The sequence below is a fragment of the Bradyrhizobium zhengyangense genome, assembly GCF_022012555.1.
Classification (GTDB): domain Bacteria; phylum Pseudomonadota; class Alphaproteobacteria; order Rhizobiales; family Xanthobacteraceae; genus Bradyrhizobium; species Bradyrhizobium zhengyangense.
The window spans coordinates 598776-621997 of the sequence record NZ_JAKLTZ010000001.1; the positions used below are offsets into that span (position 1 = coordinate 598776).

The 23222-nt window shown below is 63.0% G+C and carries 23 protein-coding genes; 15 read left to right on the plus strand and 8 right to left on the minus strand.

Annotated features, from left to right (window positions below; translation table 11 throughout):
• Positions 1-4 precede the first annotated feature (4 nt).
• The 3 genes from L6639_RS02950 to L6639_RS02960 all read left to right on the plus strand — a co-directional run bounded on the left by L6639_RS02950 (position 5) and on the right by L6639_RS02960 (position 3100).
• The gene (locus tag L6639_RS02950) at positions 5-1756 is read left to right on the plus strand and encodes an MOSC and FAD-binding oxidoreductase domain-containing protein (RefSeq protein WP_237858797.1); all 1752 of its coding nucleotides are present in this window, start codon (positions 5-7) and stop codon (positions 1754-1756) included.
• 16 nt (positions 1757-1772) lie between these two features.
• The gene (locus tag L6639_RS02955; RefSeq protein WP_237858798.1) at positions 1773-2363 is read left to right on the plus strand and encodes a redoxin domain-containing protein; all 591 of its coding nucleotides are present in this window, start codon (positions 1773-1775) and stop codon (positions 2361-2363) included.
• A gap of 107 nt (positions 2364-2470) precedes the next feature.
• Positions 2471-3100, plus strand: a complete 630-nt coding sequence (locus L6639_RS02960; protein WP_237858800.1) for an FMN-binding negative transcriptional regulator — start codon at positions 2471-2473, stop codon at positions 3098-3100.
• Positions 3101-3117: 17 nt separating this feature from the next.
• Here the strand turns inward: L6639_RS02960 and nhaA are convergent, their stop codons facing one another.
• Positions 3118-4344, minus strand: a complete 1227-nt coding sequence (gene nhaA / locus L6639_RS02965; protein WP_237858802.1) for a Na+/H+ antiporter NhaA — start codon at positions 4342-4344, stop codon at positions 3118-3120.
• A 630-nt stretch (positions 4345-4974) separates the two neighbouring features.
• Between nhaA and L6639_RS02975 the strand changes: the two genes are divergently transcribed.
• Complete coding sequence (locus tag L6639_RS02975; protein ID WP_237858804.1) at positions 4975-6210, plus strand: carboxylate-amine ligase; 1236 nt, start codon at positions 4975-4977, stop codon at positions 6208-6210.
• Between the two features lie 13 nt (positions 6211-6223).
• Here the strand turns inward: L6639_RS02975 and L6639_RS02980 are convergent, their stop codons facing one another.
• Complete coding sequence (locus tag L6639_RS02980; RefSeq protein WP_237858806.1) at positions 6224-6532, minus strand: hypothetical protein; 309 nt, start codon at positions 6530-6532, stop codon at positions 6224-6226.
• A gap of 344 nt (positions 6533-6876) precedes the next feature.
• Here L6639_RS02980 and L6639_RS02985 point away from each other — a divergent pair, with 344 nt between their 5' ends.
• Positions 6877-8016, plus strand: coding sequence for a glucuronate isomerase (locus tag L6639_RS02985; RefSeq protein WP_237858808.1), 1140 nt, complete (start codon positions 6877-6879; stop codon positions 8014-8016).
• 43 nt (positions 8017-8059) lie between these two features.
• Here L6639_RS02985 and L6639_RS02990 read toward each other — a convergent pair whose 3' ends face one another.
• From L6639_RS02990 to L6639_RS03000, 3 genes are all read right to left on the minus strand, one after another.
• Positions 8060-8680 (minus strand): general stress protein, encoded by a 621-nt coding sequence (locus L6639_RS02990; protein ID WP_237858810.1) that lies wholly within the window; start codon positions 8678-8680, stop codon positions 8060-8062.
• Positions 8681-8692: 12 nt separating this feature from the next.
• On the minus strand, positions 8693-9028 hold the full coding sequence (locus tag L6639_RS02995; RefSeq protein ID WP_237859413.1) for a hypothetical protein: 336 nt from the start codon (positions 9026-9028) through the stop codon (positions 8693-8695).
• Between the two features lie 125 nt (positions 9029-9153).
• A complete protein-coding gene (locus L6639_RS03000; RefSeq protein ID WP_237858812.1) occupies positions 9154-9357 on the minus strand; it encodes a hypothetical protein in 204 nt (67 codons plus the stop codon).
• 861 nt (positions 9358-10218) lie between these two features.
• Between L6639_RS03000 and L6639_RS03005 the strand changes: the two genes are divergently transcribed.
• The 5 genes from L6639_RS03005 (at position 10219) to L6639_RS03025 (ending at position 15361) form a co-directional block, all read left to right on the plus strand.
• Positions 10219-11226, plus strand: a complete 1008-nt coding sequence (locus L6639_RS03005; RefSeq protein WP_237858814.1) for an alpha/beta fold hydrolase — start codon at positions 10219-10221, stop codon at positions 11224-11226.
• 86 nt (positions 11227-11312) lie between these two features.
• Complete coding sequence (locus L6639_RS03010; RefSeq protein ID WP_237858816.1) at positions 11313-12608, plus strand: DUF892 family protein; 1296 nt, start codon at positions 11313-11315, stop codon at positions 12606-12608.
• Between the two features lie 101 nt (positions 12609-12709).
• The gene (locus tag L6639_RS03015) at positions 12710-12859 is read left to right on the plus strand and encodes a hypothetical protein (protein WP_237858817.1); all 150 of its coding nucleotides are present in this window, start codon (positions 12710-12712) and stop codon (positions 12857-12859) included.
• Between the two features lie 149 nt (positions 12860-13008).
• Positions 13009-13476: a hypothetical protein gene (locus L6639_RS03020; protein WP_237858819.1), complete on the plus strand. Its 468-nt coding sequence runs from the start codon at positions 13009-13011 to the stop codon at positions 13474-13476.
• 241 nt (positions 13477-13717) lie between these two features.
• Positions 13718-15361, plus strand: coding sequence for a porin (locus L6639_RS03025; RefSeq protein WP_237858822.1), 1644 nt, complete (start codon positions 13718-13720; stop codon positions 15359-15361).
• Between the two features lie 55 nt (positions 15362-15416).
• On the opposite strand, the gene gor is transcribed toward L6639_RS03025, so the two are convergent.
• The 3 genes from gor to rpiA form a co-directional block, all read right to left on the minus strand.
• Positions 15417-16805, minus strand: coding sequence for a glutathione-disulfide reductase (gene gor / locus L6639_RS03030; protein ID WP_237858824.1), 1389 nt, complete (start codon positions 16803-16805; stop codon positions 15417-15419).
• 80 nt (positions 16806-16885) lie between these two features.
• A complete protein-coding gene (locus tag L6639_RS03035; protein ID WP_237858825.1) occupies positions 16886-17398 on the minus strand; it encodes a DUF2059 domain-containing protein in 513 nt (170 codons plus the stop codon).
• Positions 17399-17419: 21 nt separating this feature from the next.
• Positions 17420-18118 (minus strand): ribose-5-phosphate isomerase RpiA, encoded by a 699-nt coding sequence (gene rpiA / locus L6639_RS03040; protein WP_237858826.1) that lies wholly within the window; start codon positions 18116-18118, stop codon positions 17420-17422.
• Between the two features lie 166 nt (positions 18119-18284).
• Here rpiA and L6639_RS03045 point away from each other — a divergent pair, with 166 nt between their 5' ends.
• The 5 genes from L6639_RS03045 (at position 18285) to L6639_RS03065 (ending at position 23204) form a co-directional block, all read left to right on the plus strand.
• Positions 18285-18974 carry an HAD-IA family hydrolase gene (locus L6639_RS03045; protein WP_237858827.1) on the plus strand — a complete coding sequence of 230 codons (690 nt, stop codon included), beginning with the start codon at positions 18285-18287 and terminating at the stop codon, positions 18972-18974.
• Between the two features lie 157 nt (positions 18975-19131).
• Entirely contained in the window at positions 19132-19614 is a 483-nt protein-coding gene (locus L6639_RS03050; RefSeq protein WP_237859416.1) for a hypothetical protein, read from the plus strand.
• 121 nt (positions 19615-19735) lie between these two features.
• A complete protein-coding gene (gene moaA / locus L6639_RS03055) occupies positions 19736-20770 on the plus strand; it encodes a GTP 3',8-cyclase MoaA (protein ID WP_237858828.1) in 1035 nt (344 codons plus the stop codon).
• 296 nt (positions 20771-21066) lie between these two features.
• Positions 21067-21606, plus strand: a complete 540-nt coding sequence (locus L6639_RS03060) for a TRAP transporter small permease subunit (protein WP_128952461.1) — start codon at positions 21067-21069, stop codon at positions 21604-21606.
• Positions 21603-23204, plus strand: coding sequence for a TRAP transporter large permease (locus L6639_RS03065; RefSeq protein ID WP_237858829.1), 1602 nt, complete (start codon positions 21603-21605; stop codon positions 23202-23204). The genes L6639_RS03060 and L6639_RS03065 overlap by 4 nt, the downstream gene beginning before the upstream one ends.
• Positions 23205-23222 lie beyond the last annotated feature (18 nt).

A 23222-nucleotide genomic window follows, 5' to 3' on the forward strand; every position in this document is an offset into this window, starting at 1 on the left:
AGAAATGGTACGCTTGCTGTCCGTCAATGTCGGCCTGCCGCGCGATGTCGCCTGGCAAGGCAGGATCGTCCATACCGGCATTTGGAAGTATCCCATCGAAGGGCGGCGCAGGGTGCGGCAGCTCAACATCGACGGCGATGGCCAGGGCGATACAGCGGGTCACGGGGGCGAACAGCGTGCCGTGTACGTCTATCAGGACGAGTCCTATCGTTACTGGCAAAGACATCTGGGGCGCGCGAACCTTGTCCCCGGTCAATTCGGCGAGAACTTCACGGTCGAAGGCCTGGCCGATAGCGAGGTCTGCATCGGAGATCGTTACAGGATCGGCTCTGCCCTGTTTGAAGTCACGCAGCCGCGCGTCACCTGCTACCGGCTCGGCATTCGCATGGAAGAACCGGATATGGCTGCGCTGCTGGTCAAGCACGGCCGGCCTGGCTTCTATTTTCGCGTGATCGACGAAGGTGACGTCGGGGCCGGCGACGAGATCATTCAGGTCGCGCGTGGACCTCAAAGCATGAGCGTGTCCGAGATCAACGCGCTGCTTTACCTGCCTCCTCACCCGCGTGACCGTCTCGAACGCGCGCTGAAGATCCCGGCGCTGAGCCGTGGCTGGCGTCGTTCCTTCGAGGCCCTGCTTGGCCAGAATGCGACAGCCGGCAATGCCGGGCTCGGCCCGGCGGCGAGCCCGCCCCCCGCATGGCGCGGATTCCGGCCATTTCGCGTCGTGCGCAAGATCGTCGAAACCAACGACGTGACGTCGTTGGTCCTCGAACCTGCGGATGGACATGCCGGCGCTGCCGGCCTGCCCGGTCAGTTCATCATCGTCAGGCTCGGGACTTCCGACACGACGGCGATGACCCGCAGCTATTCACTGTCGAGCCGCGCCGATGCGGCGTCCTACCGCCTCAGCATCAAACGGGAGCCGCACGGCATCGCCAGCACATACGTCGCCGACCAGCTCCGGCCCGGCGACGTCGTGCAACTCGGTGCGCCCCGCGGCAGCTTTACGCTGCGACGGGACACGCGGCCCGTCGTCCTGCTCAGCGCCGGCATTGGCGTGACGCCGGTGCTCGCCATGCTTCACGCGCTCGCAGCAGAAGCATCGCCGCGAGACGTCTGGTGGCTGCACGGCACCCGCAACGGCCGCGAGCACGCCTTCGCGACCGAGGTGCGCGAACTCCTGACCAGGCTTCCCCACCATCACAGCCATGTCTGCTACAGCAGGCCCGATCCCGGCGATCGGCTGGAGATGGATTTCGACAGCGTCGGACATCTAGATGCTGCCCTGCTCCGGCAGCTCGATTTGCCGCAAGACGCCGACTTCTATCTGTGCGGACCCGGCCCCTTCATGAGCGACCTCACCTCGGGGCTCCGCGCGGGGGGCGTCGCGCCCGATCGTATCCACACCGAGTTGTTCGGCGCCGGACCGTCGCTGACGCCCGGCATCGCAACGTCGACAAAAAGGACACTCCCGCATGTCCCGGCGGGACCGCCGGGCGCCGGGCCCATGGTGTCCTTTGCTCGCAGTGGCCTCAATGTTCGCTGGGGACTGTCCTATGCCAGCCTGCTCGAGCTGGCCGAGGCCTGCGACATCCCCGTGCGCTGGTCATGCCGGACGGGAGTGTGCCACAACTGCGAGAGCGGCCTCATTGCCGGTGACGTCAGCTATGCGCCCGATCCGCTCGACGCACCAGCGGACGGAAATGTTCTGATCTGCTGCGCCCAGCCACACAGCGACATCGTGATCGATCTTTAAGACACAGGAGAGCCTCATGCGACCCGACATGATGCCAGGAGCGACCTTCCCGGACTACGAACTCAGCGACCACACCGGCAAGCACCGCAGGCTCTCGGAGCTGCAGGGCATCGATCCCATGATTGTCGTGCTCGGCCGCGGCGGCTTCTGTCCGAAGGACCGTCGCCAGACCGAAGGTCTGCTGCAGCTCCATCGCGAGATGGAGGTCGGCTATTGCCGGCTCGTCACCATCACCACCGATACCATCATCCAGACCAACGAATATCGAACCGGCGCCGGAGCCCACTGGCCTTTCCTCTCCGATCCCAGGCGGATCGTGCAGAAGGATCTCGACATCGCCGAATACACCGATCCCGTCCACAATCCAATGGTTCCGCATGTCATCGTGCTGGCGCCCGGCTTGCGTATTCACAAGATCTACAACGGCTATTGGTTCTTCGGTCGCCCGACCGTCGAAGAGCTTCGCGCGGATCTCCGAGCCGTCAGCATGAGCTGCCGTCCGGATTGGGACATCACTGCGCCCGGATTCAAGGCGCAATGGGATCAGGGCCACAAGGAGCATTTTTATCCCTACGGCAAGACTTACGCCGAAACGCTCGGCGAATAGGGCTGAAGTGCAGGCGATTGCCGATCTGGCCCGATGAAATCGCTGAAACCGGCCGTTTATGACAGGCCGGATTCCGGCTATCTCCGTATCAAGAACGGAGACACGCCATGTACATCCCCCCGGCTTTCAGGGACGACGACATCGAGAGCATCCGCGCAACCATTCGCGCAGCCCGCCTCGCGAGCCTCGTGACGGCGACCACGGAGGGTCCGGTCGCGACACCGTTGCCGCTTTTCCTCGACGAGAACGAAGGCGAGCGCGGCGCGCTGTATGGGCATGTCGCGAAAGCCAATCCGCAATGGAAGCTGCCGCCGATCGGCGATGCGCTCGCGATCTTCTCAGGCCCCGATGCCTATGTGACGCCGTCCTGGTACGCGACCAAGCAGGAGACCGAAAAGGTCGTACCGACCTGGAACTACATCGCCGTGCATGCCTACGGCCCGGTGGAATTTTTCCAGGAGCCGGAGCGCTTGCTCGAGGTCGTGACGCGGCTGACAAGCAAGCACGAAGGCGCGCGCGCAGAGCCTTGGGCGGTCAGTGACGCGCCTGCCGACTTCATCGCCGCGCAGCTGCGCGGGATTGTCGGAGTGCGCATCCCCGTGGTGCGGTTCGAAGGCAAGCGCAAGATGAGCCAGAACCGGCCGGAGGCCGATCGCATCGGTGTCGCGCAGGGCCTCGCGGCGAGCGACAACGCCGGTGATCGCGAGGTCGCAGGCCTGATCCCGCTGTCGGATTGACGATCGACAGCGCCGCTTTACTGATCGCGGTGCCTTTGCGCGTATTCCGCGCCCCAGCCGAGGCCGAGCGTCACTGAGATGAGCGAGCCGAGCAGCACGCCGAATTTCGCCGCATCCAGCATTCTCTCATCGGTGAACGCGAGCATGGCGATGAAGATCGACATGGTGAAGCCAATGCCGGCCAAAAGCCCGATGAGGCAGACGCCGGGCCACGTCACACCTGGCGCGAGTCGGCATCCACCTGCCCGCACCGCAAGCCAGGCCGCACCAATCACGCCGATGGGTTTTCCCGCGCACAGCGCGAGCCCGATTCCGAGCGCCACGAATTCCGCTCCGTCAGCGAATTTGGCGTTTCTGAGGTCGATACCGGCGTTGGCCAGCGCGAACAGCGGCATGATGGCGTAGGCCACCCAGGGATGCAGTGCCGTCTCGACGCGGATGACAGGTGGCACGATCTCGGGCGCCGCCGAGCGAACCGGCGTGATCAATCCGAGCACAACACCTGCGAGTGTCGGATGGAGGCCGGCCATGAGGAATCCCGCCCAGACAATCACGCCCGGCAGGATATAGGCAATCGCGGAGTCGAAGCCGAGCCGTTGAAGCCCGAGCGCCAGGAGCACGCCGAGTGCTGCGACTAGAAAGCCGCTGGAATCGAGTCCGCTCGTGTAAAACAGTGCGATGATGAGAACCGCGATGATGTCATCGATAATGGCCAGGGCCAGCAAAAACACTCTGATGCCGGCGGGAATCGATCGCCCCAACAGTGCGAGCACGCCGACCGCAAAGGCGATATCCGTCGCAGTTGGGATCGCCCAGCCCTGGCCGCGACCCGCGACGGTGTTCAAGCTCAAATAGATCAGCGCGGGAACGACCACACCGCCAACGGCAGCCACCACCGGCACTGCGGCCTGATCAAACCGGCTCAGCGCCCCCTCGTGGAGTTCGCGGCGGATTTCCATGCCGACGACGAGGAAGAAGATCGTCATCAATGCATCGTTGATCCAGAAATGCAGGGATTTGACGAAGACGAATCCACCGAAGTGAAATGAGATCGGCAGGTTCCAGACCTCATGATACGAATGAGCGAAGGGTGAGTTCGCCCACAGCAGTGCGGAAGCCGTGACAACCAGTAGCATGACGCCGCTGACGGCCTCGACATGCACGAACTGCTGGAGCGCCAAGAACGCTCGCTCAACGAAAAACGGTGAGTTGGGCAGGTGCCTGCCGGGCAGCTGATCGTTCATGGGCACACGCATCCTGCGTGGCGGCCCGACCATCGCTTGACCTGTCACCGCGACATGCAGTGAGCACCCACGGCTCTTCTACACGGCGCGAGCGTTAAGACAACCCACTCCGCGCGAGCCTGCGTCGAGCAAGAGGCAGGAACCGCGACGAGCTGAGGATGGTTGATGCACCTTCATGACACTTTGCCGCACGGGAACCGCATGTGCCGCTGGATCGCACACAGGGGCGACACCACCTCGTTCGAGCCTCACGTTACCGAGTACGAGCATTCGCTGATGGCACAGAGCGATGAGAATCTGCGCGACCTCTGCCGTCATCTGAGCTCGGCTGCGCTTCACCAGCGCTATCGCCAATGGACGCGAGCTCTATGCGTTTCGCATCGCCGTCAACGATGTCGCCAACACACTCTATTTCCGCGAGGTTGGCGACCAGGTCATTGTCGTGTCAGAGCCGTTCGACAAGGAAACGGACCGGACGGAGGTGCCAGCGAACCACGCGCTGATCGCGCGCGCATTCGAAGCTGCGAAAATTGTTCCGTTCGACCTTGCAATTTCCAGTGGCTCCGAGGCGGAACCGGCCCCCGTCCGACGGATTATCGCCCGCAGGTAGTACCGTCGCCGGGTGGCACAATGACAATTGCTTTGGACGTTTTGAAATTGCTGCGTCTCGAATCCTCCGACGACCGACAGCATCTCGTCATTCGCTCCGCTGGCGGCCGCGGCAAGGCGGCCGACTATTCCTTCGGAATCGAGGAGGAGTATTTCCTCGCCGATCGTCATACCCTCGAGGTCGCGATCCAGACTCCGAACGAGCTGTTCGAATCGGCGAACTGGTCGACCGGCGGCCAGGCCATGCGCGAGATGTTGCAGTCCCAGCTCGAGGTGGCCACCAATGTTCACGTCGACGTCAATGACGCACGGGAAGAGCTGAGGTTCCTGCGCCGCGAGGTCGGCAACGTCGCCGCGCAATACGGCTTTGTCATCATGGCCTGCGGCACGCACCCCACGGCGGTCTGGCGCATGTCGCAGCCGAGCCCGAAGCCACGCTACGAGGAGATGATCGAGGATCTGCGCAGCATCGGCCACCGCAACATGATGTGCGGCATGCACGTGCATGTTCAACTGCCGGATCCCGAGAAGCGTATGGCGGTGTTGCGGGCGATGCTGCCGCATCTGCCGCTGTTCATCGCGCTCGCGGCATCCTCGCCGTTCTGGAATTCGCACAAGACGGGACTGAAGGGCTATCGGCTCGCGGCCTATTCCGAGCTTCCACGCACCGGACTGCCCGAGCTGTTCGAGAGCAAGCGCGAATACGACGACTATGTCGGCGCATTGCAGCGCTCCGGCGTGATCCCCGACGAGAGCCACATCTGGTGGGCGATGCGGCCGTCGATGAAGCATCCGACACTGGAGCTTCGCGCGCCCGACACCTGCACCTTCGTCGACGACGCCGTCGCCATTGCCTCGCTGTATCGCTGCCTGACGCGCCAGCTCTATCTGCGGCCCCATCTGTCGAAGCAGGTTACTGCGGTCGAACGCGCGATTGCGGTCGAGAACAAATGGCGCGCCCAGCGCTACGGCACTGATTGCATCTTTGCATCCAAGGACGGTCCGGTGACGATCTCGGAAATGCTCTCCCGAATCATCGATGACACCATTGAGGACGCCGACGCGTTAGGCTGCGCCGCCGAGATCGAGCATTGCCGCACCATTGTGGACCGCGGCAGCTCGGCTGAATTCCAGCTTCGCGCCTATCGCGACAACGGCGACGACATCGCAGCCGTGTCACGATGGATCGCTCAATCGACGATCTCAGGAGCGAGCGCGCCGATCATGCACAGTACCCAGGCGCCCCATAGCGCTTGAGGCGTCCTTCGCCTCACGCCCGCGCCACCGAGCGAGGTCGGAACACGGACTCGACAGTTGGAGCCTGCGCAGCCGCCAGCTTTCGTGCCGACCTGCGCCGCGGAATGAAGAAGCTGCTCACGACGATCGGCTCGAAATCGCCGAGTGCGGTCCGCTCCTTCACCAGCAGACTCATGACCGAGCGCATCTTGATGACCTCCTGCGCCACGAAGCTGCAATCCTCATCGCGGTTGATCTGCTCGTGCATGATCGCCTCAGCCTCGCGCATGCTGACGCGGAGCGCTCTGATGGTTCTGCGAATGTCGTTGATGCGGTTGTCCATGGCTGCCTCCATCTCGGTCGCAGCATAAGAACAAAACATGAACAAAATGTCAATCACCGCCCCAACCAATTGCGGTGTCACGCGCGATCCGTCGACGGCGCCACTGCGCGTGCACTGAGACGCTTGCTGACAAATTAGACAAGTCACGCCGCCGTCCGGCAATCGCGACACCGCTGTGCGATCGACGTCAGCTGCCGATCTAAGCTCCCGTGCAGCCACCGGATTTTTTCCTGGACCGGTACGCCGCATGGCGGCGCCGGGCGCGCTCGCTGCTCCGCAAATCAACTGGCCCAAAATTCGCAATGACATTGCAAGCTTGGCAATGGCGCAGAGCGGAGAACGTCATGAACGTGCATGCTGCGGGCGATCTCAAGACCACCGGCCTCACCCATCCGAACGGCGCACCGCTCCGCCTCAACGCCCAGGACTTCGTTGCGATCGATCGCGACAAGAATGCCAAGTTCGAAGCGACCTACCGTCCGCAAGCGCTTTACAATCGCGCCAACGAAGGCTTTCACGCCAACAACGAGACCTTCCTGCTCCACGAGGTCGCGACCAACCTGCCGATCTATCGCCCCGACACCGGCCCCACCGACTTCCATCTGCACCTGCCCCCCGGCGGCTTTCAGCTCGTGCTGGTCACCTCGGGCGCGTTCACCTTCGACTATGACGGGCGCTGGTACAATGTCGGCCCCGGCGCGGTGATGCTGCAAAGCGCGATCGTGCACCGCCAGCTGTTCTACACCTGGTCGGGTTTGCCAACCGAAGAGAATTTGAAGACGCCGCAGACCGTGGTGCCGGATCCGATTTCGATGGGCTATTCCGGCAAATTCCTCGAAGCCTTCATCACCGATCCCACCACCTTCCCGAACCCGACCATCGTCGGTCCGGATCAGATCAACGAAGACGAAACGCCGCGCGTGGCCTGGAGCCATCCGCTGCATGATCGTCCCACTGACGCCGGCTTCTGGCTCCAGGATCCCCTCGCGCTGGATGCCCTCTACAAGCCGCTCACCGACGGTTCGGTCAAATCGGCCCAGCAGGTCTACGTGCGCGATATCGGCATCGAGATTCCGAGCGGTCATCTCGTGACCGGCCACGTCATCGCAACTGATCCGCGTGGGCACGCGCTCCTGCCGAAGAGCACGTCTGCGACCGCGGACGCGTCGTGCTTTGCCAAGGGCGAGGTCGTGATCTATCGCGTCATTCGCGGCAGCGCCGAGTTCAAGAAGAAGGATAGCGAGCGCTTCGAGCTCTCTGCCGGCGATGTGGTGACGGCGGGCAAGGATGCGATCAGCCTCGTCGGCCTCGCCGAGAACACCCACCTGCTTCGGCTCGGTCTTCTCAAGGGCATCAACGATCTTCGCAGCTGGACACCGACGCAGCGCGACGAGATCGACGGCCTGGCCAGCCAGATCATCACGCAGAGGGACATTCGTCCGCTGCGCACCGAAGGCAAACCGGTCGGATATCTCTACGCGTAAGCCGAAAAAAACGGCCCGCCGAAGCGGGCCGCAGAAAGCTCACTTAGCGCAGTGCCCCGCCGTAGAGCTGCCGCTCCTTGCGGACCTCTTCGGCACCATAAGGCTGGCTCGCAGGATCAAACGACTTCCATCCGCTCTTTTGCCAGGCGACACTGCGGTCCCGCAAATTGACAGCGGACTCGTTCAAGATCGAATCGAGCCGGGATCGGTCGGCATCTGCGACCCGCGCCGACACCAGCGTACCCCCGCGACGAACGCCCTCGGCATAGGAGTCTGCATCCTCCCGCGAAACGCCGGCCTCGGTGAGCGCACCGACGACTCCGCCAGTCGCAGCTCCAGCGGCGGCACCGACTGCAGTCGCGGCCAGCCAGCCGGCTGCGACAACAGGTCCGAGGCCGGGGATCGCCAGCAAGCCAAGGCCGGCCAAAAGACCCGCGGTACCACCCACGCCCGCACCGATGCCGGCACCTTTTCCGGCACCTTCGGCGCGATCGTCGACGCCATCGCGATCGCGATCGACCTTCTTGTCGCTGTTGAACCAGCCGTCGGAATTGTTGGCGACGATGCTGATGTCAGAATGCGGCACGCCGGCAGCCTCGAGCCGCTGAACCGCCCGCTGGGCGTCGCTGTATTTGTCGTAAAGACGGGAAATCGTAACAGTCATGTTGATTCTTTCTTACTTGGTTGAATTGACGTTGCCTTGGAAGTCGACGCTGACCGCGGCGGCCGATCCACCCTTACTGGCCTGGCCGCGCCAAACACCCTTGTCGTCCTTCTTCAGCGCGGTGACGTTGGCATACCCGGCGTCTTCGATCTTCGACTTGGCTTGTCCTTCAGTGAAACTGTTGCGACCGGCGACCGGCGCGTCGGAGTTGTTCTTCCCCGAACTATTAACCGCGTTGTTGTTCGGTCCTGATTGCGCCGGCGGATTTTGCGCCGAAGCCGGAGCTGTCGCCAATGCCGTGGCAGCCGCAAGCAAAGAAATGCAAACGAAGAGTGATGGACGTTTCATGATTGTCTCCAGAGTATAAGGAGTAAGCCAAGCCCCCATCGGAGCTTTCGTTCCTCCGTATTCGCTTCGAGACATCGCGTTCGCGGTCACAACAGGCAGCGGCTGGGCCCGCCCCTGCGTGTTGGCTAATCCCGCGGCCGGCGCCCTGGAGAGGTCAGACAAGTGTTGATATCGGCGGCGATCGTGTTGCGGTGTGCTCTCTTCAAGAGTGCATCGCGTTCTGCACCGGGTTCGAGGCGCGCGGCCTGCTCACGCAGGCTTACGGCATCGGCCGCCAAACGCTCGCCGAGCGAACTCGCCCGACGTACGCGGTTGCGCTTCTCAGTCATGACAAGTGTCCCCGCCGCGGGTGTGGAATCGACGAGATCGAGCCTGTGCGCCCTGGCGGCAAGGGCCGTGCGACCGGCGCTACCGCGCCGTCGAGCCAATCCTGCGTCTCGGCAAGAGCGAGCCAGGAAGCGTTCATGCGCCTGAATTGCCTGCGCGTCGCGTCGTCGGAAGCGCTGTCTTCCAACGTCAAGCAGCGCCCGGCGTTTTCGCGAAGGTGGTCGGACTGGCTGGATTGGCTATCCGCACTTCTCGCTGGATAGTCGGAGGTCCGCCAGGAGTTGCAGCACGCAGAACACCGCCATTGATAGACGACATCGCCGCTGGGCAGGTAAGTTGAATATTCCGGAGCCTTGGCGAGGCGCCCGCACGCATTGCAGCCCTCGGTGCCTCGCGACGGGAACAGCTGGCTTCTGTCCTGGCCCCCTCTGGAGGTCCAACGACGCTTGGCTTCGCGCCAAAGATGCAAGGGATACAGTGCAACGTTCAACGGGCGCCTCCTGTTTTTGGCGGGAGCGCGGGAACGTCTCTCGGTCACCGGTGCCTGTCAGGTCCGTGCCAGTGATACCTTGCATATGGTGCCTCGAATGACATTCGCCAGAGCGCGGCCATCAGAAGCCGGCCGGAGGCGTTGAAGCAATGATCACGACCACACCTGCTTTACCGCATCGATTGGAGTGAGGAACAAATGTCCGATCCCCCTGTTGCGTCTGCACCAGGTGCCCCGTGAACGCGCATGTCGTACCCAAGGGGGAGATTCGGCCGCGCATGGACTTGGTCGGCACGACCAACGCGACGTCCGGCTCGGCACGGTTTCGGGCGGACTATTCTCTCAACAGCTGACCGGTTCAGCGAAAGCATTCATGCGCATTCTGAAAAAACGTTCGCCGTCCCTGACGGCCACGACCCTTCTTGCCCTCGCGGAACATCCCTTCGCCTCCGCGCTCATCGCAACAGCCGGCGTGATGGCCGCGACCGCAATCGTCAATCGGCGGCTTGCCGACAAGGCACAGCGCGATAACCCGCCCCAGGGACGGTTCATCGACATCGACGGCGTCCGCCTGCACTATGTCGAGCGAGGAACCGGCCGTCCTCTGGTCCTGTTCCATGGCAACGGCAGCATGATCCAGGATTTCGAATCCAGTGGACTGATCGATCTCGCCGCCAGGGACTATCGCGTCATCGTGTTCGATCGTCCGGGCTTCGGCCACAGCCTGCGGCCCCGCAACGTCGTATGGACCCCAGCGGCCCAGGCCGATCTCTTCAAGGATGCGCTTGCGCATCTCGGCGTCGAGAAGGCGATCGTGCTCGGCCATTCCTGGGGAGCGTCGGTTGCGGTCTCCCTGGCAAGCCGGCACCCAGCAATGGTCGAGGCGCTGGTGCTGGCATCGGGCTATTATTTTCCGACGGCTCGCACCGATGCGATGATGGCAATGGCCGGGCCGGCAATCCCTGGATTTGGCGATATCCTCAGTCACACGATTTCACCGATCCTCAGCCGCCTCATGTGGCCGGCGATGCTGCGGCAGCTTTTCGGACCGAAATCCGTCCCGCAAAAATTCGACGGCTTCCCCAAAGCACTGGCCGTGCGTCCATCGCAGCTTCGTGCCGGCGCCGCCGAGGCAGCGCTGATGGTCCCCGCTGCAATGCTGTCTGCGAAAGCCTACGGCGAACTGGCCATGCCGGTCACCATCCTGGCCGGGGAGGACGATCGCCTGATCGACATCGACGAGCAGTCCGGGCGGCTGCATGACGAAATCAAGCACAGCAAAATGCACCGCGTTCCAAACGCAGGACACATGATCCAGCAGTCCGATACAGCCGACTTGATGGCTGCGGTCGACGAGGCCGCGGCGCAAACGCTGCATTGAATCTGGGCGCGGCGCGACTTCGAATTAGGAACGTCGATGACAGCGCCAGGTTGTGCCTTGCATTCTCCCGCCAATCAGAGGTCTTCATGTATCATCACGTCAAAAAGCTCATGTTCACAGTCCGGGTCGACGAGCCCGATCCTCGCTTCGGCAACATGCTGCTGGAACAGTTCGGCGGGGCCAACGGCGAGTTGGCGGCCGCCATGCAATATTCTATCCAGGGTCTGAATTGCGAAGACCCGGATCGCAAGGATCTCCTGATGGACATCGGCACCGAGGAACTGAGCCATCTCGAAGTCGTCGGCGCGCTTGCGCGGCTGCATTTGAAGCCCATGAAGTTCGACAGGGACGCGGCGGAAGCCGATCCTTTGATCGCGATCGCCGGAGGCGGTGGTGTCAGCCTGTGTAATTCGCAAGGCAACGCCTGGACGGCCGACTACCTCAAGATCACCGGCGAACTCGACGTCGATCTGCGCAGCAACATTGCCGCCGAAGCGCGGGCCAAGATCGTCTATGAGCGCCTGATCAACTTCTGTGACGACGCGGGCACGAAGGACGCCCTGCAGTTCCTGATGACGCGGGAAATCACCCACATGAAGGCGTTCTCGCGCGCGCTGGAAAGCATGAACAAGCCCACGTTCAGCATCGGCCGCATCGCTCCGACGCCCGGTCTCGTGGACCAGTTCTTCAATGACTCGACAGGGTCCGGCGATAACGGCGAAATCGACACACGAGGTCCCTGGAACGAGGGCGACGACTGGGTTTTCATGGAATCCCCGGCACTCCAAAGCGGCGATACCGGCGCGGCGCCGTCGATCGTTGCCGAAAGTTCGCCATCGGAGCCTCTCGTTGGTCTTGACGACCTGCTGCTCGATCAGCTGCGGGACCTTCTACACGCCGAGAAGCAGTTGACGAAAGCGCTACCTCAAATGATCGAGGCCGCACGCTACGACCAGCTCGCCGAACTGTTTACCGTTCATCTGGCCGAAACCGAAGCGCAGATCGATCGTCTTGACGAGTGCTTCGAACAGCTCGGGAAGAAGCCGCGCGCCAAGCCTTGCAAGGGAATGCAGGGACTTGTCGAAGAGGGCGACGAAGTGATCAAGGAAGGCTCCAAGAAGGACGACGCGGCCGCGGACCTTGGCTTGATCGGCGCGGCTCAACGTGTCGAGCACTACGAGATTGCGGGTTACACGACTGCTCGCAACCTTGCGCAGCAATTGCGCCACAGCGGGGTGGTCGCGCTGCTGTCGAAGAATCTGGCCGAGGAGGAGAACGCGGATCAGTTGCTCAATCAGATCGCACGTTCCTTGATGTCGGTGGCGAAAATGCCGGCTGCTATCGAGCAGAGCTTCGTCGAGGATGAGCCCGCCGGCGAATAGGTCAGCACCTGAGCGTTGAGGAGGCGGTCCCACTCCGAGGGGCCGCTGATTGCTAACACATTCCGATTTTACAAACCGCAAGGCGGTTGGAAAGGATCAGCATGACCCCGAGGATCAAGGAGCATACCTGCCCGCTGTGCAACGGCACCGGCTTTCCCAAATCCATCCAGACCGCTCACCCCGGCCGTAAAATCTATCCGATCAAATGCGAGGTCTGCCAAGGCAAGGGAAAGATCACAGACATCGAGTGAAGTGATCAATGCCTCTATCTGCCGATTTCAAAGGTGAGTTTGACCTATGCTCCTCTGCTACAGGTCTGGCCTATTGAAGCGCTTGCCCCTCCGCAAACGGGACTGGTAGTTCATAGGCGATCGAATGCGCCTGGAGCATCAGCTCGCCCGTGAGCCCTGCCGTCACCAGAACCTGCGGAAGCTGCACCGCCTGCTGCGATGGCTGGCTGCAGATCGAGGTGCGCGGCCACAAGGTGGGCAAAGGGCAGCCCTGCCCGTTCAGCGTCGCGCATCAGTGCGCGATCTATCCCGAACGTCCGCAGCATCCCTGCCGCGAATTCATCTGCGGCTGGCTGGTTGCATCGAGCCCGCTGCCGGATTGGATGCGCCCTGACCAATCCAGCATGATCATGCTCGCCGCCAATTTCCTCTGGCGCGACCTGCCGGTCGACGTCGCAGTGCCGGTCGGCGCGCAGCCCAAGAAGAAAGCGCTGGACTGGCTGACGCAGTTTTGCGCCGAGAACAGGCGGCTGCTGGTCTACCAGATCGGCGATGAGTGGTTCGCGTTCGGCCCGTCGATGTTCCAGACCGACATCGCCAGCCGTCTCGCCCGCGGCGAAACGCCGTGGGGCGATTGAAGCAAGCCCAAGGCAAGTCTTCAAACCCACTAGCCTTTTTGGCGCGAAGGCGGCCGCGTCCGCCGCAATGCGGCAGATCGCCGCGCGACACACTTTGCGAGGAATAGTTGCTCGCTAGCCACACTCCGTCGGGAAAGCGACCAGCATCATACCAATCTGATTGTATACGGTATCTGGCATACATTACCTTCCACTTTATCCCGGACCCATCTGAGAGTCCGCGGCGATAAAGGGGAAACCAATGAGGAAGGCCTTTCTGCTCGGCACAGGCTTCGCGGCCCTTTGCACAACTACAATTAGCCATCAGCTAAACGCTGCAACCATAGATGACGTCGTTGCCCGCCTCGATGCGCTCGAGCGCAGCAACGCCAAGCTTGCAAAGGAAAACGCGCAGCTGCGCGAACGCGTCAATCACATCAGCGAGCCGAGGGCCGCGGCAACCGCTGTCGCGCCTGGGTCGCCCAAGGGCAACCCGGTTCTTCACGCAGCGGTCGCGCCCTCCCCCGTACCCGCACCGGAGCACACCGTCGTCAGCCTTGGCGGCGCGCCGCTCTACAGCAAGGCGCCTGGAAGCAATCCCTTCATCGACAACACCACGGTAACGCTCTACGGCCACGTCGACCTCTCCGGCGACATCTTCAATCCCGGCGTCTACGATCAGGGCACCAAGTTCGGCGTCGCCAGCAACCTGACCTATTTCGGGGTTCGCGCGCGGCACAACCTCGATCCGTATGGCTATCCCGGATGGGCGGCCATCGCGCAGTTCGAGTCGCTCGTCGAGGTCGCAGCCGTTCCGACCGAACGCGCCGCGTTTGGCACGCGCGACAGCTTCCTCGGCATGGAGAGTCCGTGGGGTACGATCAAGGCCGGCAAGGCCGACACGCCTTACAAGAAGGCGACGGCGAAGTTCGATCCGTTCTCGGCGACGCTCGGCGACTACAACTCGATCATGGGCAACACCGGCGGCGATCTCCGCGCCGAGTTCGATTGGCGCGCCGCGCATGCGATCTGGTATGAATCGCCGGTGTGGAACGGCTTCCAGGCCACCTTCATGATCTCGCCGGGCCAGAACACGGCGAAGGACAACAGCGACTTTGCCCTCGGCGATTTCAACTGCCCTGCGACCTCGTCGCGCGGCAGCGGCTCGGGCTTCCCGCTCACATCGGCGCCGGAGGGCTGCACCGACGGCTCATACGGCAACCTCTACAGCGCATCGCTGACCTACAATCAGGGTGGCTTCACCGGCGTCGCCGCTTACGAGATGCACGAGGGCACCAACCGAACCGGCGACGAGGCCGTGACACCGCTGAGCAACGGCGGCGTGCTCACGGTGCCTACGGGAGCGGTCGGCATCGCCAACGAGTGGGCCGCAAAGGTCGGCGCGGGCTACAAGTTCAACGACATGATCGGCAGCCTGCAGCTCTACGGCATCTATGAGATCATGCGCCGCGAGAACACGGTCGCCGCCTTCAACGAGCGATCGCGCGACGGCTACTTCCTGAGCGCGACCCAGTCCGTCGACAAATGGGACCTCAGTGCGTCCTGGGCTCACGCCAATGCCTCGCCGGGCTCGCCGGGCACGGGCGTCATCAACGCCTACCCCACCCCAGGGGTCGCGGTCTCCGCTCCGGCCGGTGCCGCCGACTTCGCGCTTAACACCGTCGACTCCAGTGCCGACCAGTACGCGCTGGGCGTGAAGTATCACTTCAGCCCGTTCGTGAGCTGGTACATGGTGGGCAGCTATCTGCGCAACGGCCCCGGCGCGCATTACTGTCTGGGTGTCAGCGGACACGGCTACGGTGTCTGCGGGCGCGATGCCAACAACAATGTCGTTGCCGGCAACAAGGCCGAAGCCGTCACGACAGGAATGACGTTCGACTTCTGATCAGAAGCAAGAAGACAGCGGGGAGCCCATCGCGGCTCCCCGTTTTTTATCCGCCCTACTCCGCCGCCTGGCGCACGTGGCGCGCGGTCGGCGTGCGCATCGTCACGAGCTCCTCCGCCGCGGTCGGATGCAACGCGATGGTCGCGTCGAAATCGGCCTTGGTCGCTTTCATCTTCACGGCGATCGCGACGGCTTGCGTCACCTCGGCGGCGCAATCGCCGACGATGTGACAGCCGAGCACGCGATCGGTCGAACCGTCGACCACGAGCTTCATCAGCACGCGGGTGTCGCGGCCCGACATCGTCGCCTTGATCGGGCGGAACGTCGTCTTGTAGATGTCGACGTGACTGAACTGCGCGCGCGCCTCGGTTTCGGTCAGACCGACCGTGCCGACCTCCGGCTGCGAGAACACCGCAGTCGGGATGTTGGAATGATCGACCTGCACCTCGCGCTTGCCGAACACGGTGTCGGCGAAGGCATGGCCCTCCCGGATCGCGACCGGCGTCAGGTTGAAGCGATGGGTGACGTCGCCGATCGCATAGATGCTGTCGACCGAGCTCCTGGAGAAATGATCGACCGCGATGCCACCGTTCTTCGGGTTGATGGCGACACCGGCGTTCTCGAGGCCAAGATTGGCCACGTTGGGATGGCGGCCGATCGCGAACATCACCTGATCGGACGCGAGGCTCGAGCCGTTCGACAGATGCGTGGTGAATTCCTCTCCGTGACGATCGACCTTCGTCACCGTGCAGCCGGTGAGAATGGTGATGCCCTGCTTTTCCATTTCGCTGCGGACATGGGCACGCACGTCTTCGTCGAAGCCGCGCAGGATGTTGTCGCCGCGATAGATCACCGTGACGTCGGAGCCGAAGCCGGCAAAAATGCCGGCGAATTCCAGCGCGATGTAGCCGCCGCCCTGGATCACGATCCGCTTCGGCAGCTTCTTGAGGTGAAACGCCTCGTTGGACGAGATCACATGCTCGATGCCGGGAATCGAGGCGCCATGATTGGGCGCACCGCCGGTGGCGATCAGAATGTATTTCGCGGTGATCTTCTTGTCGTCCGCGAGCAGGCGGACGGTGTGCTTGTCCTCGATCACGGCGCGACTCTTGACGATTTGCGCGCCCGACTTCTCGACATTGGTCGTGTAGGCCGCTTCCAGCCGCGCGATCTCCTTGTCCTTGTTGGCGATCAGCGTCGGCCAGTCGAAGCTCGCGGGCGGAACGGTCCAGCCGAAGCCGGCGGCATCTTCCAGTTCGTGACGAAAATGCGAGCCGATCACGAACAGCTTCTTCGGCACGCAGCCGCGGATCACGCAGGTGCCACCCATGCGGTACTCTTCCGCGATCATGACGCGCGCGCCGTACCCGGCCGCGATGCGGGCGGCACGCACGCCGCCCGAACCGCCACCGATGACAAAGAGGTCGACGTCGAATTCAGCCATTATCCACCCCGACCTCTTCAACCCAAACCGCGACGCGCGTTTGGGGCTTCCTGATCAGCTATCCTCTCAGATAGGTGCTGTCAGATATCCTTGCCACGCTTTTTCATCTCGGCACGGAAGGCGCTGGCGACGACCTCCGAGAAGTGCTGCGCCCACTCGTTCATGACCTGCATGCTGAGGTTGATGGCCTTGGGTTCGGCGGTGAGCAACTTCTGGCCGAGCGGCGACTTGTAGAAGGTGACGAGATCCTTGAGCTCCTGCTCGGTGAACATGCCGGCATAGACCCCCACCATGCCGTCGCCGATCTCCTGCTCGCGGCCGGCCAGCTGCTTGGCGATAACAGGAGCGAGCTCGTTGAGATCCTTCTGGTAGTTGAGGTTCTGTCCGATCAGCGTGGCCTTGACCTTTTCGACCATGCCGGGCACGGCGCCGGCGTACATCGCGCTGGCGTTCTTCAGCGTCAAAATCTCTTTTGCCGCGGCAATGGCCCCCGGGGTCAGCGGCGGCTGCGCCGCCTGCTGTTGCGCGGTCGCGGGCACGGCCCCTAGCGCCAGCGCGAAGGCGAGGCACACGATCATCAAAACGCTCTTCATTCCTAGTCTCCTTTTGGCGGCTTATCGCCGTTCAATCACGCGGATTCCCTCGCCACCCGCCAAAACAGCCGAGCTGGCCAAGCCGATGAACAACCCATGCTCGACCACGCCGGGGATCGCGCTCAACGCCCTGGCGAGGCTCGCCGGATCGGCAATGCGTCCGAGCTGGGCATCGACGATCCAGTGGCCGCCATCGGTGACGAAAACGTGGCCATCTTTGGCCCTGCGGACCGCCATTTGCCCGGAAACGCCGCATTCCGCAAATGCCTTCTCGATGGCGCGGCGGGTGGCCCCGAGGCCAAACGGGATCACCTCGACCGGCAGCGGAAAGCGACCGAGCGTCGGCACCCATTTGGTGTCGTCGGCAATCACGATCATGCGATCCGACGCGGCCGCCACGATCTTCTCGCGCAGCAATGCCCCGCCGCCGCCCTTGATCAGATTAAGCTCTGGATCGATCTCGTCGGCGCCGTCGACGGTGATATCGAGATGGTCGATCTCGTCAAGCGTGGTCAACGGCACACCACAGCGCTCCGCATCCGCCCGGGTCGCTTCCGAGGTCGGCACGCCGATCACATTGAGCCCGGCGGCAACGCGCTCTCCCAGCAGCTCGACGAAATGCTTGGCGGTCGAGCCGGTCCCGAGCCCAAGCTGCATCCCGTCACGCACCTCCTCCAGCGCGCGCGCCGCAGCCTGCCGCTTCAACTGGTCCATATTCACGTTTGCGCCTGCCTCTCAAAGTCAGGTGTGCCGCGGATAGAGTCGCTTGCGGCGGCCTATGTAGCCTCGTTTTCCCCGCGAGAACAGGGCCCGGAAACAGGCCTATAAGCTGATCTTATGGCCCTGCCCCTTGCGTCGGCCCGGGCGGATCGATAGCGCTTTTTGCATGACCTCCAAAGACAAGACCGGCCCCTACACCCTCGTCTTCGATCTCGACGGCACGCTCGTGGATACGGCGCCGGACCTGATCACGGCACTGAACTACGTGCTCGACCGCGAAGGCCTGCCGCCGGTGCCGATGGCCTCGGCCCGTAACATGATCGGCGCCGGCGCCCGGAAGCTGATCGAGCGGGGCCTGGAGGCCGAGGGGCGGATGGTCACGCCTGCCGACATGGACCGGATGACGGCCGATTTCATCGCCTATTACGGCGACCATATTGCCGTCGAATCCCGCCCCTTCGAGGGGCTGCTTGACGCGCTCGACCTGTTCGCCGCGCAGGGCCATCGGCTGGCAGTCTGCACCAACAAGCTGGAATGGCTGTCGAAGCGGCTTTTGGACCAGCTCGACCTGAGCCGCCGCTTCGCGGCAATCTGCGGTGCGGATACGTTCGGCGTTCAGAAGCCAGATCCGACCATTTTTCGCGAGACCGTGGCGCGGGCGGGCGGCGAGGTCAAAGCCAGCATCATGGTAGGGGATGCCGGAACCGACGTCGGCGTGGCCCGGCGCGCCGGTGTGCCCGTCATCGGGGTCAGCTTCGGCTATACGGACGTGCCCATCGTCGACCTCAAGCCGGACCGGCTGATCCATCACATGCGTGACCTGCCGGCCGCCGCCCACAGCCTGATGACCGCCTAGCGCCCGGCAAGGACCTGAGATAGCTCGACTATCCCAAGGGAATCCCGCGTTAACCATCTATTAACTATGCATTGTCCGCCGGTTGCTTGCCCGGAACGACGCTCCTAAGGTCCCCGCGGGGTTATGTGGCGGTTCGTCGCAGAAGAAGTGGATGGTCATGCGTCGTGTCATCGCGATTGCGTTAGCGGGAGCGAGCCTAGGTGGCTGCTCCTCAATGTCTTGGGACATGTTCAAATCGGCGCCGCCGACCCTCCAGGTCCGGCTCGAATCCAATCCCCCGGGGGCCGATGCGACGACCTCGCTGGGCGGGGGCTGCAAGACCCCCTGCTCCGTCTCGGTTCCTGCCCCTGACGCGCCATTCACGGTCACCTTCGCGCTGCCTAAATATCAGCCGACCACCGTGCCGGTGAACGTGATCAAGAATCCCGGCGATCTCACCACGTCGGCTACGGTCTCCACCGACCCGAACCCGGTCTTCGCGGAACTTCCCCCGGCAGTGCCGCCGAAGCCCGTGAAGAAGAAGCCGCACCGGCCGAAGAAGCCGAAGCCGGCCGCAGCCGCGCCCGCCGCGGTGCCCGCCGATGCTGCACCGCCCGCAGCCGGTTCGGCGTTCCCCGATCCGAACGCGGGCAAGCGCTGATCTTCCGTGCACTGCACGATTGTCCTCGTGGCATACCATGCTTAGATTGGCCGCAGAGCACCGCTGAAGCAAAGGTGCGCCCGTCGCCGTAAGTGACAAGGCATTTGGCAAGGCATTTGGTATGAACGGAATTGTCGCGACCCCAAGCGCTGCGCTGTCGAGCGCGATGACCGATCCGTTCGGTCGCACCATCTCTTATCTGCGCGTCTCCGTCACCGATCGCTGCGACCTGCGCTGCTTCTATTGCATGTCGGAAGACATGACGTTCCTGCCCAAGGCGGACCTGCTGACGCTGGAGGAACTCGACCGGCTCTGCTCCGCCTTCATCGCCAAGGGCGTGAAGAAGCTGCGGCTCACTGGCGGCGAGCCGCTGGTCCGTCGCAACGTGATGACACTGGTGCGCTCGCTGTCGCGCCATCTGGCGAGCGGTGCGCTCGGCGAGCTCACGCTGACCACCAACGGCACGCAACTGGCAAAACACGCCCAGGAGCTTGCCGATTGCGGCGTCCGCCGCATCAACGTCTCGCTCGATACGCTCGATCCCAAGAAATTTCGTGAGATCACGCGCTGGGGCGAGATCGACAAGGTGCTGGAAGGCATCGAAGCGGCGCGCGCTGCAGGACTTGCCGTGAAGATCAACGCGGTCGCGCTGAAGAATCTCAACGAGGACGAGCTCCCCGAGCTGATGCGCTGGGCCCATGGCAAGAACATGGGCCTCACCCTGATCGAGGTGATGCCGATGGGCGAGATCGGCGCGGGCCGCATCGACCAATATCTGCCGCTCTCGCTGGTGCGCGCACGGCTCGCCCAGCAATTCACGCTGACGGATCTGGCCGAGAGCACCGGCGGGCCGGCGCGCTATGTCAGCGTTGCCGAGACCGGCGGCAAGCTCGGCTTCATCACGCCGATGACCCATAATTTCTGTGAATCCTGCAACCGGGTGCGCATCACCTGCACCGGCACGCTGCACACCTGCCTCGGCCACGAGGACGCGTCCGATTTGCGCAAACCTCTGCGTGCATCCAGCGACGACACCCTGCTTGCAGCCAGCATCGACCGCGCCATCGGGCTGAAGCCCAAGGGCCACGATTTCATCATCGACCGCCGCCACGACCGCCCCAGCGTCTCCAGGCATATGAGCGTCACCGGCGGCTGAGGATTCGCCGCCTGCCGGCTCGCTTAACCTTTTGACCGGTCGTCAATTTGTCCATTTTCCGATTGACGGCGCACAAGCCCGCTGATTTGGTGCGACCGCCTTTGCTTGCCCGGCAGCCATAAGCCGGCCCGCCCCTTTGGCGGTCGCGGTCAAGACAGCAAGGCACGAGGGGAGGACTGACGCCGCAATCGCTTTCGGACTGCGATCCGTGGGGTCGCGTGCTTTTCGCACGCCGGCCGGGCGTTGCGTGCTGAAGCCTCCCGTGAATTGTTGGGCCGCGACGGAGAGAAGGTAAAATGCGTCCATTGCTGGCGATGAGCAACGCCATCGACGCCCTCAATGAAAAGATTGGGTACGTCTGTAACCTGCTCGTGCTCTTCGCATGCTTGGTCAGCGCGGCCAATGCCATGATCCGCTACGCGTTCAGCTACTCGTCCAACGGCTGGCTGGAGCTGCAATGGTACATGTTCGCGATCCTGGTGATGTTCGGATCGTCCTATACCTTCAAGCGCAACGAACATGTGCGGGTCGAGATCTTCTATCTGACCCTGTCCGAACGCGGCCAACTCTGGCTCGACCTGATCGGCACGCTGTTCTTCCTGATCCCTTCCTGCCTCCTGCTCGCCTATCTGTCCTGGCCGTTCTTCATGCAGGCCTATGACGTCGGCGAGATGTCGGGCAATGCCGGTGGCCTGGTCCGCTGGCCCATCAAGTTCGTGATCCCCGCCGGCTTTGTGATGCTGGCGCTGCAGGGGGTCTCCGAAGTCATCAAGCGTATCGCGGCTCTCCAGGGCTATGTGACGATCGACGCCAAGTACGAGAGGCCGACCCAATGATTACGCTGGAGATGATGCCGCCGTTGATGTTCGGCGGCCTGGTTCTGGCGATGCTGATCGGCTTCCCCGTCGCGTTCACGCTTGCGGCAGTCGGCCTCTCGTTCGGCTTCCTCGCCATCCATCTCGGATTCTTCGACCTCAACTTCCTGCAGGCGATTCCGGGCCGCGTGTTCGGCAGCGTGCTCTCCAACGAGCTGCTGCTCGCTATCCCGTTCTTCACCTTCATGGGCGCCATATTGGAGAGATGTGGCCTCGCCGAAGACATGCTGGACTCGATGGGCCAGCTGTTCGGCCCGGTGCGCGGCGGCCTCGGCTATTCCGTCATCATCGTCGGCTTCATCCTCGGCGCCATCACCGGCACGGTGGCGGCGCAGGTCATCGCCATGGCGCTGATCTCGATGCCGGTGATGATCCGCTACGGCTACAACATGCGCTACATCACCGGCGTGCTGGCTGCCTCCGGCACCATCACGCAACTTGTGCCGCCGTCACTGGTGCTGATCGTGCTCGCCGACCAGCTCGGCAAATCGGTCGGCGACATGTATCTCGGCGCCTGGGGCCCTTCGGTGTTCCAGATCATGCTGTTCGCCGGCTACACCTTCATCCTCGGCCTGATCAAGCCGGGGCATGTGCCGCCGGTGCCGAAGGAGGCGCGCACGCTGACCGGCTGGGCGCTGTGGAAGAAATGCCTGATGGGCATCATCCCCTCGGCCGTGCTGATCTTCGTCGTGCTCGGCACCATGATGATGGGCTTGGCCACGCCGACCGAGGCCGGCGCCATGGGCGCGGTCGGTGCCATCGTGCTCGCCGCGATCCACCACAAGGATTTCACCTCGACCGACCGCAAGGTGCTGATCATCGGCGTGATCGCCGCCGGCATCGGCACCATCATCGCGATGCTGTTCACCGAGAACATGATCTTCAAGATCGCCTTCGCCGTGACCTATCTCGCGGTCGCCTGGATCTGCATCCAGGCCGCCCGCATCCCCGAGCTGCGCGACCTGATCAAGCAGGGCTATGAGTCCACCATGCGCCTCACCTGCATGGTCACCTTCATCCTGATCGGTTCGACCTGCTTCTCGGTGGTGTTCCTCGGCGTCTCCGGCGGCGTCTGGCTGGAACACCTCCTGACTTCGCTGCCAGGCGGCGTCTGGGGCTTCCTGATCTTCATCAACCTCTTCATCTTCTTCCTGGCATTCTTCCTCGACTTCTTCGAGATCGCCTTCATCATCCTGCCGATGATCGCGCCGATCGCGCAGAAGATCCTGGGGCCCGTCGTCGGCGACGGACCGGCGCTGATCTGGTTCGGCGTCATGCTCTGCGTCAACATGCAGACCTCGTTCCTGCATCCGCCGTTCGGCTTCGCGCTGTTCTACCTGCGCGGCGTTGCACCGAAGGAAGTGAAGAGCTCGGACATCTATTGGGGCGCGATGCCCTGGATCGGCCTGCAGATGATCATGGTGCTGATCGTGATCGCCTTCCCGATCACGGTGACGGGCCTCCTGGACAAGCCGGTCAGCGTCGACCTCGACAAGGTCAAGATCGAGGTGCCGCAGATCGACCTGCCACCGCTGGATCTCGGCCCGCCGCAGAAGTAGCGGACACATCGCTCACCG